The 17,675-nt window shown below is 33.0% G+C and carries 16 protein-coding genes; 10 read left to right on the top strand and 6 right to left on the bottom strand.

What is annotated here, in order from left to right; all coding sequences use genetic code 11:
* Positions 1 to 29: 29 nt before the first annotated feature.
* From DMA14_RS03900 to DMA14_RS03865, 8 genes are all read left to right on the top strand, one after another.
* Positions 30 to 1,352 (top strand): OmpA family protein, encoded by a 1,323-nt coding sequence (locus DMA14_RS03900; RefSeq protein WP_162536274.1) that lies wholly within the window; start codon positions 30 to 32, stop codon positions 1,350 to 1,352.
* 330 nt (positions 1,353 to 1,682) lie between these two features.
* A complete protein-coding gene (gene nadA / locus DMA14_RS03895; RefSeq protein WP_111423294.1) occupies positions 1,683 to 2,615 on the top strand; it encodes a quinolinate synthase NadA in 933 nt (310 codons plus the stop codon).
* A 28-nt stretch (positions 2,616 to 2,643) separates the two neighbouring features.
* On the top strand, positions 2,644 to 4,158 hold the full coding sequence (nadB, locus tag DMA14_RS03890; protein WP_111423352.1) for an L-aspartate oxidase: 1,515 nt from the start codon (positions 2,644 to 2,646) through the stop codon (positions 4,156 to 4,158).
* A 30-nt stretch (positions 4,159 to 4,188) separates the two neighbouring features.
* On the top strand, positions 4,189 to 4,920 hold the full coding sequence (gene ric, locus DMA14_RS03885) for an iron-sulfur cluster repair di-iron protein (protein WP_111423292.1): 732 nt from the start codon (positions 4,189 to 4,191) through the stop codon (positions 4,918 to 4,920).
* A 14-nt stretch (positions 4,921 to 4,934) separates the two neighbouring features.
* Positions 4,935 to 7,058, top strand: coding sequence for a ribonucleoside triphosphate reductase (locus tag DMA14_RS03880; protein ID WP_111423290.1), 2,124 nt, complete (start codon positions 4,935 to 4,937; stop codon positions 7,056 to 7,058).
* Positions 7,039 to 7,206 (top strand): anaerobic ribonucleoside-triphosphate reductase, encoded by a 168-nt coding sequence (gene nrdD, locus DMA14_RS23055; RefSeq protein ID WP_202006439.1) that lies wholly within the window; start codon positions 7,039 to 7,041, stop codon positions 7,204 to 7,206. Before DMA14_RS03880 ends, nrdD begins: the two co-directional genes overlap by 20 nt.
* Positions 7,184 to 7,876 (top strand): anaerobic ribonucleoside-triphosphate reductase activating protein, encoded by a 693-nt coding sequence (locus tag DMA14_RS03870; protein WP_238989913.1) that lies wholly within the window; start codon positions 7,184 to 7,186, stop codon positions 7,874 to 7,876. Before nrdD ends, DMA14_RS03870 begins: the two co-directional genes overlap by 23 nt.
* A gap of 20 nt (positions 7,877 to 7,896) precedes the next feature.
* Entirely contained in the window at positions 7,897 to 8,343 is a 447-nt protein-coding gene (locus tag DMA14_RS03865; protein ID WP_111423288.1) for a CopD family protein, read from the top strand.
* Between the two features lie 91 nt (positions 8,344 to 8,434).
* Here DMA14_RS03865 and DMA14_RS03860 read toward each other — a convergent pair whose 3' ends face one another.
* The 5 genes from DMA14_RS03860 to DMA14_RS03840 all read right to left on the bottom strand — a co-directional run bounded on the left by DMA14_RS03860 (position 8,435) and on the right by DMA14_RS03840 (position 13,666).
* On the bottom strand, positions 8,435 to 9,367 hold the full coding sequence (locus DMA14_RS03860; protein ID WP_111423287.1) for a T9SS type A sorting domain-containing protein: 933 nt from the start codon (positions 9,365 to 9,367) through the stop codon (positions 8,435 to 8,437).
* A 393-nt stretch (positions 9,368 to 9,760) separates the two neighbouring features.
* Positions 9,761 to 11,437, bottom strand: coding sequence for an aspartate-alanine antiporter (aspT, locus tag DMA14_RS03855; RefSeq protein WP_111423285.1), 1,677 nt, complete (start codon positions 11,435 to 11,437; stop codon positions 9,761 to 9,763).
* A 106-nt stretch (positions 11,438 to 11,543) separates the two neighbouring features.
* Positions 11,544 to 11,903, bottom strand: coding sequence for a hypothetical protein (locus DMA14_RS03850; protein WP_111423284.1), 360 nt, complete (start codon positions 11,901 to 11,903; stop codon positions 11,544 to 11,546).
* 45 nt (positions 11,904 to 11,948) lie between these two features.
* Positions 11,949 to 12,647: a LytR/AlgR family response regulator transcription factor gene (locus DMA14_RS03845; RefSeq protein WP_111376601.1), complete on the bottom strand. Its 699-nt coding sequence runs from the start codon at positions 12,645 to 12,647 to the stop codon at positions 11,949 to 11,951.
* Positions 12,644 to 13,666: a sensor histidine kinase gene (locus DMA14_RS03840; RefSeq protein WP_111423347.1), complete on the bottom strand. Its 1,023-nt coding sequence runs from the start codon at positions 13,664 to 13,666 to the stop codon at positions 12,644 to 12,646. The genes DMA14_RS03845 and DMA14_RS03840 overlap by 4 nt, the downstream gene beginning before the upstream one ends.
* Positions 13,667 to 13,807: 141 nt before the next feature.
* On the opposite strand from DMA14_RS03840, the gene DMA14_RS03835 reads away from it, so the two are divergent.
* Positions 13,808 to 16,195 (top strand): outer membrane beta-barrel family protein, encoded by a 2,388-nt coding sequence (locus tag DMA14_RS03835; protein WP_111423282.1) that lies wholly within the window; start codon positions 13,808 to 13,810, stop codon positions 16,193 to 16,195.
* 100 nt (positions 16,196 to 16,295) lie between these two features.
* Here the strand turns inward: DMA14_RS03835 and DMA14_RS03830 are convergent, their stop codons facing one another.
* Complete coding sequence (locus tag DMA14_RS03830; RefSeq protein ID WP_111423280.1) at positions 16,296 to 16,823, bottom strand: hypothetical protein; 528 nt, start codon at positions 16,821 to 16,823, stop codon at positions 16,296 to 16,298.
* Between the two features lie 231 nt (positions 16,824 to 17,054).
* Between DMA14_RS03830 and DMA14_RS03825 the strand changes: the two genes are divergently transcribed.
* Positions 17,055 to 17,642, top strand: a complete 588-nt coding sequence (locus DMA14_RS03825; RefSeq protein WP_111423278.1) for a TetR/AcrR family transcriptional regulator — start codon at positions 17,055 to 17,057, stop codon at positions 17,640 to 17,642.
* The last annotated feature ends 33 nt before the right edge of the window (positions 17,643 to 17,675 follow it).

Below are 17,675 nucleotides of genomic sequence, written 5' to 3'. Positions count from 1 at the left end.
AAATGAGATTTAATTTAAAATTACGCGCAATGAAGATTAAAACGACCATAGCTATACTAACACTGTTTAGCGTCACGATAAAAGCACAGGAAATTAATTTTAAAATCAACGGCGGTCCGTCTGGAATTCTTTATGATAGCAATATCGGAGACGGTAAATTAAAATTTGGTGGAGGAATAGGTGTTGGATACACCTATTTCTTCAGCGATCACTGGGGAATTTCCACAGGAGTTGATGTTACTTACAATCAAAATAGTTTTAAATTAAATAACGGAACGACAATCTCAACTTATGAAGTTGACGACCAGACTTCTGCATTTGAGTATCAAGTCACTCCTACCAACTACAAAGAAGATCAGCATTTTATTGGTTTTGCTATTCCATTAATGATGCAATACAGAACTTCAATTGCCTCTCAGACGCAATTGTATTTTGGATTCGGAGGGAAAATTATGTTTCCAGGAAAACAGACGGTAAAAGCTTCTGCTTCAGAACTGCAATTAAGTGGTTATTACCCAGACACAAATCTTCTGGTTGATGATCTGCCTTCTCACGGATTTGGAAAAGTATCCAACTGGCAAGATAAAACCACTGTAAGTTTAGATCCTGCTTTTATGTTAAGTTTTGAAACTGGTCTTACATTCAAATTAGCAGAAAAAACAAAGCTTTACACAGGTTTGTATGTTGATTATGGTCTAACTGATTTGGCAAAAGAAACTGCAAATACTAATATTGTAGCTTACAATCCTAACGGGCTTGACAATATTCAGGCAAACGGTACAATTGGAAACAGCAAAATAGTTCAGGAAAGCCGTTATTTATCTGCTGGAATTCAACTGAAATTAGGTTTTTCATTAGCTAAAGACAGGTCTGAACCTGTTCAGCAAAAAGCAGAACCTATACAACCGCAAGCAGAAACAGCTCCAGTTCAGAAAGAGGCTCCTGTTCAGCAAAAAGTTGTAGAAACTCCACCTGCTAAAAAAGAACTGACTACAGAGGAACGCAATTATATCGAAAAACAGCCTCTTGCATTTCAAGAAGTTGGAAACACGAGCGTAACTCCAGAATTGGCTTCAAGATTAGATGAAATTGCTAAAATTCTAAAATCAAATAAAGACACAGACTTGAATATCACAGGATATACTTGTGATATAGGCACGGAAAAGCGCAATCTTGAAATTGGAATGAAAAGAGCACAAGCAGTTTCAGATTATTTACAGAATAAAGGAATAGAATCTAATCGTATGCATTTGTTTTCAAAAGGAGAAAGCGAACCTTTAGTTCCAAATACCCCAGCAGAGAATAAACCGCTAAACAGAAGGGTTTCACTTATTCTGATAGACGCAAAATAATTTTTTTAATTCTACAATTGCATAAAGCATGATAAAGAGCTTAGTTCTCTTTATCATGCTTTTTCTTTTAAAAACAATTCAATCTCAATCCATTTTCTAAACCTTCACGCGAGATATCTGAATAAAATTATATTACAATCATAAAAATCTGTAACCGCGTAATATAATAAAATAAAAATTTGACAGTATGATTAGAATCATGTTTTGAAAAAAATGATGATAATATATTTACCCTATTAAAATTATGTGTTTAAATATATTTTAAAAACAGGTTTAAGACACAAATACCATAAGCTTTTATCAAGTCAAGCATAAATTCAAGAATTAACTATGACCAAGAACTTTTTAGTACAGGAGATAATCCGATTGAAAAAAGAAAAAAATGCCGTTATCCTAGCTCATTATTATCAAGATGAAAACATTCAGGAAATAGCAGATTTTATTGGAGATAGTCTTGAACTGGCAAAAAAAGCTCAAAATACAAATGCTGATATTATTGTTTTTGCAGGAGTTCATTTTATGGCAGAAACAGCAAAAATTTTAAACCCAAATAAAAAAGTGTTATTGCCCGATTGGAATGCTGGTTGTTCGCTTGCTGACGGCTGTCCTCCAGAAGATTTTAAATTATTTAAAGAAAAGCATCCCGATCATATTGTGGTCACTTACATCAACTGTTCTGCCCAAATAAAAGCTATGAGTGATTTAGTCTGCACATCGGCGAATGCCAAAAAGATAATCGAATCTATTCCTGCAGAACAAAAAATCATATTTGCTCCAGATGAAAATTTAGGCAAGTATCTACAGAAAGAAACCAAACGCGAACTGGTCTTATGGAAAGGCTCTTGTGTAGTGCATGAAGCCTTTTCATTAGACAAACTAATTGAAATATATAACAACAACCCGACTGCAAAAATTGCAGCACACCCTGAATCTGAAGATCATATTTTAAAAGCAGCACATTATATTGGCTCAACTTCGGGAATTATTAATTTCATTAAAACGGATCCTGCTGCCGTTTTCATTGTGGCCACAGAAGCCGGTATCCTGCATGAGCTTACAAAAGCTGTACCTGATAAAACGCTGATCCCGGCTCCTACCACAGAAGACAACAGCTGTGCGTGCAGTGAATGTGCTTTCATGAAAATGAATACACTCGAAAAATTGTATTTGTGCCTTAAAAATGAAAGACCAGAAATGCTGATTACAGAAGAATTGAGAATACAAGCATTAAAACCTATTGAAAGAATGCTTGAACTATCATAAAAACGCAATAAACTTAAATCAAAATAACATGCTTAAAACAGATATATTGATCATCGGTTCTGGTATTTCGGGATTATTTTTTGCTATGAAAACGGCAAAAAGGCGTCCAGATTTATCTATTGTTATAATGACGAAAGAAACAGCCAAAAATACCAATACACAGCTCGCTCAAGGTGGTATCGCTGTAGTGACAGACCTTATAAAAGACAGCTTTAATAAACACATTCATGACACGCTCCGTTCTGGAGGCGGTTTGTGCGATAAAGAAGTCGTTGATATGGTCATTAAACAAGCTCCCGAAAGACTTCAGGAATTAATCGAAATTGGTGCTTCTTTTGATAAAAATGAAAAAGGCCAATGGGATTTAGGTTTAGAAGGTGGACATTCACAGCATAGAATATTACATCATAAAGATAGCTCCGGACAGGAAATCGAGCAAAAACTGCTCAAAATGATCAAGAAAATGCCCAATGTTGAACTTTTAGAGAATCACATGGTCATTGACTTAAATACCGAAACAAAAAAAGCTAAAACTACTTGTACCGGAGTCTTTTTCTTTGAAAAAAAACATAACCGAATTAAATACATTCGAGCAAGAACAATTGTTTTATGCACAGGTGGATGCGGTCAGCTTTTTGAAAACACAACAAATCCTAAAATAGCAACAGGAGACGGATTGGCAATTGCAGCTCGTGCAGGTGCAGAAATTGTCGATATGCAATACATCCAATTTCATCCAACAGCATTATTTACAGGAAAAGAGAATCCGTTGTTTTTGATTTCTGAAGCTGTTAGAGGTTTTGGTGCTCATATTGTAAATGATGAAGGAAAAAGATTTTTGTTTAAATATGATATTCGAGGCGAATTGTCTACGCGCGATATGGTTTCAAGTGCCATTAGTAAAGAACTTCAAATAAGCGGAAAAAGTCATGTTTATTTAGATTGCAGGCATTTAGATCCAAAAGCTTTTTCAAATCAATTTCCTGTAATCACGGCACATTGCAATGAGTTAGGAATTAAACCAGAGAAAGATTTAATTCCAGTTGTTCCAGCTGCTCACTATCAATGTGGCGGAATTAAAGTGGATCAAAATGGAGTAACCTCAATAAAAAATCTTTACGCAATTGGAGAATGCGCTAGAACAGGTCTTCATGGTAAAAATCGTCTCGCATCAAACTCTCTTCTTGAAGGTTTGGTCTTTGCACATCAGGCTTCAGAAAATGTAGATAGAACTATTGCCGAATTTATTTTTTCATCTCAAATACTAATTCCAAAATTTCCAAAAGCTCATAATGTCGATGATTACCTTGCTTTTGAAATTCTTAAAAAAGAATTGCAAAAATTGGTTACTTCATTTTATACCAGTGAAGAACGTGATGCCGACTTAGCTTTTGAAAAAATAAAAGAGCTTCATAATTATGCCGTTTCACTTACAGAAGCGCACGAAATTACGATTCCGTTTATCGAATTTTCGAACATGATAGCCGCTTCCTTGTTAATCATTAAACAATGTAAAGCTGCGACGGACCAAAAAATATGCTGAAACCAAAAATAATCTATACCCCCAACCATTATGAAACTAACAGGCAAAACAACCATTGGTGAAATCGTAGCAGATGATTTCAAAACAGCGTCCATTTTTACAAAATTCCATATCGACTTTTGTTGCAAAGGACATCGAACTATCGAAGAAGTCTGCAAAAAAAGAGATATAGAAGAAAGCGATCTTATTGAACATATTGAAAAAGCAAGAAGCAGTTCTGCCAATCAGTCTTTTGATTATAAAAGCTGGTCTCCTGATATGATTGCAGATTATATAACTAAAACTCATCATAGATATGTTGCAGAAAAATCTCCTGTTATATTGGAGTATTTAAATAAATTATGCGGTGTTCACGGTGCGATTCATCCTGAGCTTCATGAAATTCATACTATTTTTTCAAAAACCTATTTGGATCTCACGGCTCATATGAAAAGAGAAGAGTTGGTTGTTTTCCCTTTTATAAAAAAAATGAAAGCCGCGCACAGTAAAGGTACAGAACTGGAAACACCGCCTTTTTTATCTATTGAAGCGCCAATTGCAACTTTGAAAGACGATCATATCACAGAAGGACAGCGCTTTAAAAGAATTGCTGCTTTAACCAATAATTATACGCCTCCTGTTGACTCATGCAATACTTATAAAGTAGCTTTTCTCATGCTAGAAGAATTTGATAAAGATTTAAAGAAACATATTCATCTGGAAAACAACATCTTGTTTCCAAAAGCAATTAAGCTTGAAAAAACATTTGAAAAAGTGTCTTAATTAAAAACAAAACCATGGAAAAATATGTAATCAAACGCAACGGAGATTATAAGCCTTTTGAAGCTTATAAAATTCAGGATGCCATTCAAAAAGCTTTTCAGAGCGTTAATCAGCCTGTAGACAAGAGAATACTTAAAACTGTTCTTTCTGGCCTTGAGGCAAAGTATTCGTGGCCTGTTGAAGAAATTCAGGACATGATTGAAAGAGTGCTTTTTGAGAATGGATATTTCCAGACCATGCGTTCGTTTATAATTTACCGTCACACAAGAAAATTACAGCGAGAACATATTAATGGTTTAAATGATGACACTACCTATATAGACAGTACACAAACTGTTGAAGAATACATTAACCAGTCAGATTGGCGAATTAATGCGAATGCCAATATTTCGTATTCAAATGCTGGATTGGTCAGCAATACCGCAGGAAAAGTTATTGCCAATTATTGGCTTGACAAAATATATAATAAAGAAGAAGGTTCTGCTCACAGGAATGGCGACATACATATCCATGATTTGGATTGTCTTACCGGATACTGCGCTGGTTGGAGCTTGCGTGTGCTGTTAAATGAAGGTTTTAACGGCGTGCGCGGCCGTGTCGAGAGCAGACCTCCTTCTCATTTTAGAGAAGCATTAGGACAAATGGCTAATTTCTTAGGAATTCTGCAAAGCGAATGGGCAGGTGCTCAAGCTTTCAGTTCTTTTGATACCTATTTGGCTCCTTATGTTTTTAAAGATCAGCTTTCTTATGATGAAGTTCTAAAAGGAATCAGAAGTTTTGTTTACAATTTAAATGTACCTGCACGCTGGGGACAATCGCCTTTTACAAATATTACTTTAGATTGGAATGTGCCTGAAGATTTAAAAGAACAGATTCCGACCCGAAATGACGAACATTTATTTTTAATGGTTACTGATGAAAATCTGATTTTGGAAGCTAAAAATAGAGGCGTTTCAAAACTGATAGATCTAAAATATGCTGATTTTCAGAAAGAAATGAATCTTATTAATAAAGCATATTACACCATTATGACCGAAGGCGATGCAAACGGACAGCCGTTTACATTCCCGATTCCGACAGTAAACATCACTGAGGATTTTGATTGGAACGGAGAAAATGTCGATTTGCTTTTTGAAAACACAGCAAAAATTGGTTCGTCTTATTTCCAGAATTTTATTGGAAGCCAATATCTCTTAGATGAAAATGGAAATCGAATCGAAAATCCAGATGCTTACAAACCAAATGCTGTACGAAGTATGTGCTGCCGATTACAGCTTGATTTAAGAGAATTGCTAAAACGTGGAAATGGTCTTTTTGGAAGTGCCGAAATGACGGGAAGCATTGGCGTAGTAACTATCAATATGGCGCGTTTAGGTTATCTTCACAAAGGAAACATCATTAGTTTGTTCGAACATTTGGACGAATTACTCCAAATAGCAAAATCGACTTTAGAAAAGAAAAGAATATTTATCCAGCAGATGTACGATCGCGGGCTTTATCCGTACACGCAGCGCTATTTGAAACATTTTAGAAATCACTTTTCTACAATTGGTGTAAACGGAATGAATGAAATGGTTGTGAATTTTTCTGAAGGAAAACAAAATATAACTGATACTTCGGGAATTCATTTTGCAACAGAAATTCTCGATCACATTAGACTTCGAATGAAAGAATTTCAGGAGGAAACTGGAAATCTTTACAATCTAGAAGCAACTCCAGCAGAAGGAACAACGTATCGTTTTGCAAAAGAAGATAAAAAACGTTTTCCAGAAATTCTGCAGGCTGGACAAAATGAAAATATATACTATACGAATAGTTCACAAATTCCAGTCGATCATACCGATGATCCTTTTGAAGCCTTATTGCTTCAAGACGAATTGCAATGCAAATATACTGGCGGTACAGTTTTGCATCTTTATATGAGAGAAAAAATAAGCAGTCCAGAGGCCTGTAAAAATTTCGTAAAAAAAGTTTTAACCAACTTTAAACTGCCTTATATAACCGTAACACCAATTTTCAGCATCTGCCCTATTCATGGCTACTTAAACGGTGAACATGAATATTGTCCAAAATGCGACGAAATTTTACTCAATAAAAACAATCAAAAACACTTGGCTTATGAAAACGAAAACGCTTAAAATTCTAGAAGAAAAAAAATCCCAAAGAAGTAAATGTTTGGTTTACACACGTGTAATGGGATATCACAGACCTGTAGAAAGTTTTAATATTGGAAAAAAAGGTGAACACCAACAGCGTACACATTTTGAAGAAACCATCATCTATTAAAGGAATATTTAGCCTCACGCCTTTTACTTTATTAGATTATCCGCATAAAACAGCCTGCATTGTGTGGTTTGCAGGCTGTAACATGCGGTGTTTATACTGCTACAATCCTGATATTGTTTTAGGAAAAGGAAAAATAGATTTTGATTCTGTTCTTTCCTTCCTAAAAACTCGAAAAGGGTTATTAGATGGTGTAGTATTAAGCGGTGGCGAATGTACTCTACACAAAAAAATAATTGATTTTATAAAAGAAATCAAAGCAATGGGATTTGCGGTGAAAATAGATACCAATGGTTCCAACCCTAAAATATTGAATAGCCTGATTCATGATCAATTGATTGATTATGTCGCGTTAGATTACAAAAGTCTTCCTCATACCTTTAAAAAACTAACGCAATCAGGCTTATTTTCTGAATTTGAAGAAAGCCTTTCTATTTTGATTCAGTCGAATATTCCGTTTGAAGTGCGTACCACTTTTCATTCTTCTTTAATCAAAGAATCTGATTTTACAAAAATGATTGAATATCTTGAAAATCAAAATTTTGAAGGAAATTATTATGTACAGCATTTTATGAATAATGTTCCAACGCTTTCAAAACTAGACAATTCGAACAAAGAAATACAACTTAAAAACTTCTCTACTCCAAAAATAAAAGTTATTTTTAGAGATTAACAACTCAAAATGAACACGTTATGACTTTGCATCATTTTGTATTAATACTTCATCTTTTGGCAGCCACAATCTGGGTTGGCGGTCATTTGCTTCTAGCTATTTGTTATCTTCCAACAGCGTTGAAGAAAAAAGACCCTAAGATTATTTTAAACTTCGAAAAGAAGTACGAAAAACTAGGCATGTCTTCTCTCGCTTTACTTATTATAACCGGAATCTGGATGGCGTACGATTTTGGCATTAAAGCCGAAACCTGGTTTCACTTCTCCAGCGGATTTGAAAAAGTAGTTTCAATAAAACTGATTTTACTTTTCTGTACTTTCTTTTGTGCGGTTTGTGCACAATTTTTCATTATTCCAAAACTTAGTCCAAATAATATCAATAAAATGGCTGTCATTATATTAACTGTTACTTTAATTGGTGTTGCAATGCTAGTTTTAGGGTCAACGTTACGTTACGGCGGAATTTGAACTAACTAAGGATTCTACAATTACAATAAAAAAACAGCCCATAGGCTGTTTTTCCACGCTTATTATTATAAATCAATTAACTATTCAAAAATTAATCTTTGATAATTTTTCCTTCTTGTCTAAAACCATTTTGATCAGTAATGACATAAACGTATATTCCTTTAATAAATTTGCCAACATTAATTTCAGAAGTTATTTTAGCATCTTTAATTAAAACTCTACCTTCCGAATCAAACAAGGAAAAAACATATTTCTCTAAGTTTTTACCTGTAAAGTTTACTACAGATGTTGTTGGATTAGGAGAAACAACAATCTTATACTTACTGTCAGATTCTGTTTCGTCTGCAGTAGCAGCTATCCTTTCAGGGCTTGGCTCTGTATTACATGCATTACATCCAGCAAAAGAAGATGATAAAATACCGCTGATAGGTTTAACAAAGCAAAAAACAGTATTGTTTGCATTAAAATTTACAGTAATTGTCGTCGATGTACCATCTGTAAATCCTATTTGTGCAGTGTAATTTTTTGTTCTGCATATAGCATTAGTTGTTTGCATATAAAATGAAGCGCAATATAGATTGCAAACAGAAGAAAAATTATACGTAATACAGCTGCCTTGAACAGGAGTAGCACATTTTATGGGAATTTCGAAACGTAGACCATTCGCAAATCCTTCAGCAATAGAATTGCAACAGTTATTTAAAGTAGTGGTAAATGCGGTACTTGTAGAATTCATACTTCCAGCTAAATAGCTATCGCATTCTCCATTTAATTCACCAGTCGTAAAATAAGGATTGACACTTGTTCCAGCTGATGAAATTTTTATTCTAATAGGAGTGTTTAATGGTGCTCCAGGTCCAGAACTATTTATATACCCACCAGCTAAATTTATATTATGTTCATAGTAAATAACAGTACCTGCCACATTGGTAACAGTTAGCGTTGAGCCGCTTGATGTAGCTTGACTATTTGCTTTAAATGCTGCAAAAAATAAAAAAACAATAAAAAAAGTAAAATTTTTCATAATAATTTAATTTATATTTACCTACCTTCAGTCAGTTTAGGGTCGCTGTTTCGGTTATTCCGACCAAAATTTATAATAATTAAGCAACTTGGTTAAATAGATAAAACAACTCCCTTCGGGTGCTTAGCAAAAGATAATTTTTATTCTTACCAGCACAATATGTACGAAAATAACTCAACAAAATTACAATTCTGTACGTTTTCCCGTAAAGAATCAATATTTTTTCATCTTTTAACATATAGTTCTACTTGATGAAAACATAGTATTGCCATTAATCTCTTATAATATTAAGTCCAGCTCCAAAAAAGATCACTATAAATCATAAAAAAAACAGCCCGAAGGCTGTTTAAGATAAATTTTAAATGCAAGAATGCTACATTAGATTTGGTGCTATTAAGACATCATGCCCACAAGTATTGGTCCAAAAGCAGTCAATAATATATTAGCTAATGCGTACGGAATAGTGTAGCCTAAAACTGGAAACTTACTCGCTGAAGCATCTTGAACTGCTTTTAATCCAATTGTTGAGGTTCCTGCACCTGTTTGTGCTCCAAGTAAGATGAGAGGGTTTATTTTTAATACATATCTTCCAAAATACAGTCCGATGATATGCGGGATTATAGCAACAGCTACACCGGCAAGCAAAATACCAAAACCGGTTTCTTTAAGACCTGAGATAAAACTTGGGCCAGCAGCTAGACCAACAAGTCCGATAAACGCTGCAAGACCAACGTTGTCAAATATCCACAAGGCAGGCTCTGGAATTCTGCCAAAAACTGGAGTTCTCGAATGCAACCAGCCAAAAACTAATCCCATTACCAATGCGCCACCACTTGTTGTTAAAGTTACCGAAACTCCAAATAATGTTACAGAAAGCAAACCTAAAAGTCCTCCAAGAACAATACCTAAACCAACAAAAATGATATCTGTCTCCGGAGTTAAACGATCCAGATAACCTATTTCTTTTGCTGCTTCTTCCAGTTTCGCAGGTCGGCCTGAAAGATTCAAAATATCACCTCTATTTAAAACGGTCCTCGACTCGAGTGGTATCTCATGATTTTCTCTCGTTATTTTATTTAGCATTAGTCCATGATAGAAACTGCTTTTTCGAAGAGACTTTACTGTCATTCCTTCAATTGCTTTATTGGTGATCGTAACATCCAAATGTGCTAGCGGGAAATTCAACAATTCTTCATCCAGAACTTCTGGTCCAATAGAAAAGAGACTGTCTAAAATGATTCCGTGCTGTGCCATAATAACCAGTACATCATCTTTGTGAATTATTGTATCAGGTTTCGGGTCTAGCAATTGATTTTTATGGCGTATCCTCTGAATGACAATATTTTTGTTAGATATTAATCTTTCAAACTCGCTTATACTGATTCCTGTCCACTTCTCATTGGTTATTCTATACGCCCGAATAATCCATCTCTGATAGGCGCTTTTCATTCCTGGGCCATATTCAGTTTCTCCCGAAATGGTTTCTGCCAGTTTATTACTTTCTTCAACTAAATTAATACCAAGTAATTTTGGTGCAATTCCAGTCAGGAAAAAAACAAAAGATGCTGCTCCTACTAAATAAGTCACAGAATAAGCCACCGGAATATTATTGATTAATCTCATTTTTTCTGCTTCGCCAAGATTTAAATGACTGATAGCATCTGATGCCGTACCAATCACAGTTGATTCAGAAAAAGCCCCTGCTAATAATCCAGCAGCGGTTCCTATATCATAACCTAAAAAAGTAGAGACAGAATATGCCACCAATAGGCATGATAAACAAATTACCAAAGTAAGCAGTAATTGCGGAAATGCATTCTTTTTAAATCCTTGAAAAAACTGGGGCCCAACTTTATATCCAGTTGAAAACAGAAAAAAATCAAAAAAAATAGTTTTTACAATACCAGGAATTTTAATATCCAACTGGCCAATTAGCACTCCAGCAAATAAAGTCCCTAATACTACCCCAATTTTAAATGTCCCAATTTTAATGCGTCCGATTAAGAATCCAAGAGACAAGCATAAAAAAAGTGCCAGTTCAGGATGTTCTCTAAGTATAGCTGTAACCATATTACATTTTTTTTAGATAAATTTAATCAAAAAAAGAATACTTCACACTTAAAACACTTGTAAACAATAAATTACAACTATATCCACTGGAGCGAGCGATAGTAAACTAAAAATACTTAGGATCTGTCATCCAAGTTATGCCATCATCCTCATGAAACATCGGACAAAGAATTATTTTTTTCTCTCCTTTCTCATTGATAAGGTACCAATCTGTAGTATTAATTAAATCAAGAAATTCTCTTTCTGCTATTTCAGCCATCTTATCATTAGCTTCCTCATCTCCTTCTTCTATAAGAATACTTTCCAATATAGAATGTTTAATAAAATCTGCAAGATGTTTATTTTCAGGAAGCTCAGCTAAATAATTGAACTTATAGGTGATTATTCCAAAATCTCTCATATCAAAATACGTTTTTACAATCGATCCGATATTAAGATCTCTCCAATACAGTTCAAATTTTTTCATCTCTTTCTATTTATTTTAACTTTCTATTTATAAAACATTCTAAACTTACACCAACCACTCACTCACCAACTTCCTATACGTCTCTCCTATTGGCAAAGCATTTCCGCTTTTCATTACAATCTGATTTCCATCAATTACTTTAATTTTATCTTTTGGAATAATATAAGAACGATGAATTCTAATAAATTGATTTGATGGAAGTTTTTCTAAAATATCTTTCATGTTTTCTAAAGCCATGATTTTTTCATCATTGGTATGAATACGAATATAATCCCGTAATCCTTCAATATATAAAATATCATTTAGAGCAATTTTATAATGCTTACGGTCCGCTTTTACGAATAGATAATCATCTCCTGTTTTTTCTGGAACTTGAAAAGTTTCTTGCCAACGAATAAATTTCTCGACACTTTGATAGAATCGATTAAACGTAATGGGTTTCAACAAATAATCAATCACATGAAACTGAAAAGCTTCTAGGGCATATTGCGGATAAGCTGATGTAATGATAAAATTATATTTCTGATTGAACATCTGCATCAATTCAATTCCTGTTAATTGCGGCATTTGAATATCAATAAAAATCAAATCGACCGATTCTGAATTTAAAACTTCAATTGCTTTAAAAACATCGCTGTCTGCATACAAAACATTTAACCTTGAAATTTTAGAAGCATAATCGGCAATTAATTTTACAGCAAAAGGTTCGTCGTCTAGAATAATACAGTTTATTTTTTTATTCATTTTAAATCTATTTCAAGTTCGGCTGTAAAATGGTTTTCTTGTTTGGTGATTTTAATTTGGTGCTTTTCTGGATAATGAATCTGTAAACGCTTTTGCAAATTATCTAAACCAATTCCGCCCAAACTATCTTTTTTCTGCGTTCCGATTTTATTCTTCACTTTAAAAATCAATTTTTCAGAAGAAACTTTTAGTTGAATTTCTATGGGCTCTGAGTCTGAAACTTCTCCATGTTTTAAAGCATTTTCTACCAAAGGAGACAAAATGTATGGCGGAATTTCTTCGAACTGATTTTCAATTTCCACATTAAAATCAACTCGAACATTGTCTTGATGACGCAATTGTTCGAGTTCAATATACGCTTTTATATAATCAACTTCATCTGAAAGTTTGATCTTTTCTTTCTGCGATTCGTAAGTCGTAAATCGCATAATCTGGCTCAATTTATCAATTGCAGTCAATGACTTATCTGACTGAAAATAAACCATTGAGTAAATGTTATTTAAAGTATTAAATACAAAGTGTGGATTAATCTGTGCTTTCAAAAATTTGATTTCGGTATTCTTATTTTCTTCTAAAATAACCTTGTTATATTCTAAAAGACGAATCGAATAAATCACAAACCAAAGAAAAGAACTCAAGATAATTGCCATACTGCTGTAATGCAGATTGTCGAGCATATAACTCAGAAAATTAACGTTGGTATAATTTACTCTATCAAACAAAAGTTTGGTTATGATCTGCTCTAAAACAAACCTTAGAAAAGTAAAAACGAGATACGAAACAAAAGCTCCCGCAAAAAGTCTTTTCCAGTTAAAAACTTTGAAAACGACTTTCATTACAATCAAATAATGAAAATAGAAAGTAATAATGAAAACAATAAAATAAGTGCAAAGAAATAGATCGGGTACAGAAAATCGTGCTCCAATCGGATTTTTCACGAAAGTGAAATATGAAATTAAAAGCCAATAAATAATATGAATTAGACATTCGAGCCTTTTGGTAATGGTTCCTTTATACATTCGGTATATTTTTAAAACAAAGATATACATTCAGTAAAAAGCATTTTAACGGGTTTGCAGATTAATCGAAGGGGTTTGTCGATAAAAGTGGTTTTTAGGTTTTAATTCTAACAGTTTTGTCCTGTAATAAAATTCAAAACCATGAACAGAATCATTTTAGTATCAATTGTATTTCTATTTCAAATTAACGCGTTTGCCCAGCAATTTTCTTTAAAAGGAAAAATTATAAATCAAAACAAAACACCTTTAGAATTTGCAACAGCAACTTTATTAAAAACCGACAAAACATTACATCAACAATCTTCAACTGATAGTTTAGGTAATTTCACTTTAAATCCTGAAAAAGGGAACTATAAGTTAATTATAGAACAATTTGGAACCGAATTCAGTACCAAAGAAATAATCGTAAATCAAGATCTTGATTTGGGAGAAATAGAAGTAAAAGAACAAATTCAGCTTGACGGTGTAACTATAAAATCAAGAAAAAAACTGGTAGAACAAAAAGTCGATCGACTGGTTTTTAATGTCGAAAATTCTGTTGTTGCAACTGGCGGAACAGCTTTGGACGCCTTAAAATCTACCCCAACAGTGAGAGTTCAAAATGAAACCATTTCTATTGTTGGAAAAGGAGAAGTTCTGGTTATGATTGATGATCGTTTGAACAAAATGACTCAAGAAGATTTGTCTGCATTTTTAAGATCGATTCCTGCAGATAATATTAAAAGTATCGAAGTAATTACAACACCTCCAGCAAAATATGAAGCAGAAGGAAACAGCGGACTAATTAATATTAAATTGAAAACAGCCAAAGTAAATTCGTGGACTGCAAATCTTGGAAGCACTTATGTGCAAAGAAGTTATGCAAACGGAAATATAAACGGATTATTTATCTACAATTACAATAAATTGTCACTTCAGGCTTCTATTAATAAAGGAACAGATCAGTTTCTCACCAATTCTGATAATAGAATTTATTATCCAAATGAACTTTGGAAACAAGATATTACAACCAAATCAAAAACAGATTTATTAAGCATTGGTTTTGGTGCTGATTATAAACTGACTGAAAATTGGACTTCTGGAGTAAAATATCTAGGAAGTTTTAATGACAGAACTTCAGTAAATAATCCGCTCACAACTCGTTACAATACTGCTGGAGAAATTAATTCTTATGTATTATCTGATGTAAATGCACAGAACAAACCGCAAATGAATTCGGTTAACTGGAATAATGTTTTCAATTTAAATAATGAAGGCAAAAACATTACAGTTGATTTAGATTATTTCAACTATCAAAAAGACGATTCTCGTGCGTTTTCGGGTAATGAAATGGATAATCAAAAAGAGAATATTCCGGGAACTTATTTCGCAGCAATCAATTCTAACTTGAATCGATTGAAAAATTATTCCGCAAAAATTGACTTTTCCTTTCCTTATTCTTGGGCAAATATAAACTTTGGAGGAAAAGGATTTTATACCAACACCAAAAACAATCTGGCCGTTTTTGATAACGAAACTGGAACTCCCATTCTAGACACCAATTATTCTAATATATTCACATACAAAGAATACAATGAAGCAATCTATTTTTCTGCAAACAAAAAATTAAGCGAAAAATGGGAAACGCAAATTGGTTTAAGAACCGAAGCAACACAAACAGAAGGCTATTCTGAAAATCTAAACCAAACTAACAAAAACAATTATATTAAATTGTTTCCAACGGCTTATGTTACCTACAATGCAAACGATAACAACTCGTATTCTTTAAATTACAGCCGAAGAATCCGCCGACCTGATTTTGATTATCTGAATCCATTTGTGATTAGAACGAGTCCGTTTTATTATTCTGAAGGAAATCCGTTTTTGAAGCCTTCTATTATTGACAATTTAGAGTTTTCTTATATCCGAAATCAAAAATGGGTAAATACAATCTACTTTTCTCAAGTTTCAAATTTCGGGCAACAATTAGCCATTATTGATCCTGAAACAAATATCACGAAAAGCACGCCTATCAACTATGCTGACACTTATCAAATCGGACTTTCGACGTACTACAATTTCAATAAATATGCTTGGTGGAACAGCTTTATGGGATTCAATTTAAACTACCAAAATGTAAAATCAAGAACCAATTTAATTGCGTCTGTAGATGGTTACAACGGTTATATTTACAGCAATAACGATTTTACAGTAAATCAATCGAAAACTCTTTTTCTTGGTTTAAATTATGGTTTGCAATTGCCAGGACGCTATCAAGTTTTTAATATCTCTACTTTGAATATTTTAGATGTTTCGGTGAAATTTCTAGCTTTAAAAAAGAATCTTTCGATTACTTTAACTGGAGAAGATTTATTGAACGCACAAAAACCTTTAATTTCTTATTATTCAAACGGAATTAAAAACACAATGAAAAACTACAATGATTCTAGAGCTTTTAGAATTGCTTTGAGTTATAAATTCGGGAACCAAAGTGTGAAATCTAAAGAACGAAACTTTGGAAATGAAGAGGAAAGGAATCGAGTGAATTAAAAAATAAATTGCGCATCTCGAGAGATTTGCGCAGTTTTATTAAGTGAATCTTTAATAGTATATTTTTCTCTAAATAATCTTTACATAAGAAATTAATCTTCTACTCAATTACATACACTTCTTTAGAAAACAAACAGTCACTAGTTCTCAATACCATTTTATCAGGAGACGTATTTTTACTTGGTTTTAAAAATTTATAATCTCGTATAGCTATATTTAGCATTTGTTTGCCTTTTTTTTCAAAAACGGCTTTAAATTTGAATTTGCCCGTGTTTAATGAATCGACATACGATAACAAAACATTTTTTTGAATTTCATTATAATTGGCTAGCTCTTTATTTATACTAGTTGATAATAATAGCTCCAAGAATCTATTGCTTGTTATATTAGAATCGAAATTACTCACATCGTATTGAAGGTTACCATCAATCACTTTATTTACCTTTACAGTATCAGGGAAACTGGAAAACAAAATTTTATTTTTATATAAATTCTCTTTAAAACCTTCATTAGAATTCCCTTCTTTTTTATTATTACAAGAAATAATAAAAAATGTTACTAATAAACATTTCGCTATCTTATAAATCTCTTTCACTCTTCTATTGCGCTTTTGTTTACAATTAATCATTTGTAAATATATTTTACTTTATACTTCCTCAAGCAAATATAATCTAAAATAAAAAGCTTCTTAAAAGCTTATTCTTTTTAAATAGAATAAATAGTTGCAATCCCTAAAATTCAAACACATTATAAGCTGTTTTTATCTCTTTAAAAAACAATCAAATACATAAAAAAATCATTATTTATTTGTTTTTACGACCAATCGGTCATATATTTGCATCGCTAAATACAATCTATCATGACAAAAGGTGAAGAAACCAGACAGTTTATTATAGAAAAAGCCGCTCCTATTTTTAACACAAAAGGAATTGCAGCAACTTCTATGAGCGATATTATGGAGGCAACTAAATTGTCTAAAGGAAGTATGTATGTGCATTTTGAAAACAAAGATGTTTTGGCCTGCGCTGCTGTAGATCATAATATGAAAATATTAAGTTCTAAACTTGAAAATGCACTTAGAGAAGGAAAAAGTGCCAAAGAGCAGCTTTTTGCTTATATCGATTTTTTCAGCAATCCGATAAATCCGCCCGTTATTGGAGGATGTCCTTTGCTAAACTTTGGAACTGAAGCTGACGATACAAATCCTATTGTGAAAGAAAAAGTAAACGCTGCCATCAAACGCGGACAAGTACTTTTAACTTCGATTATAGAAAAAGGAATTGCCGATAAAGAATTTGATTCTGATTGGAATGCATCAGAATTTGCTATTACACTTTTTGCCATGCTTGAAGGAGGACATTTAATGTCTCGAGTGTCTGGCAATAATGATAATATGAAAACAATAGAGAAAACGCTAAAAAAAATTATATCTGAAAAATTGATATAATTTTTTTTACCATAAAAATGACTGATTGGTCAT

It is taken from the genome of Flavobacterium sharifuzzamanii, from assembly GCF_003254585.1.
Taxonomy (GTDB): domain Bacteria; phylum Bacteroidota; class Bacteroidia; order Flavobacteriales; family Flavobacteriaceae; genus Flavobacterium; species Flavobacterium sharifuzzamanii.
This window is presented reverse-complemented; position numbering and strand designations above follow the sequence as displayed.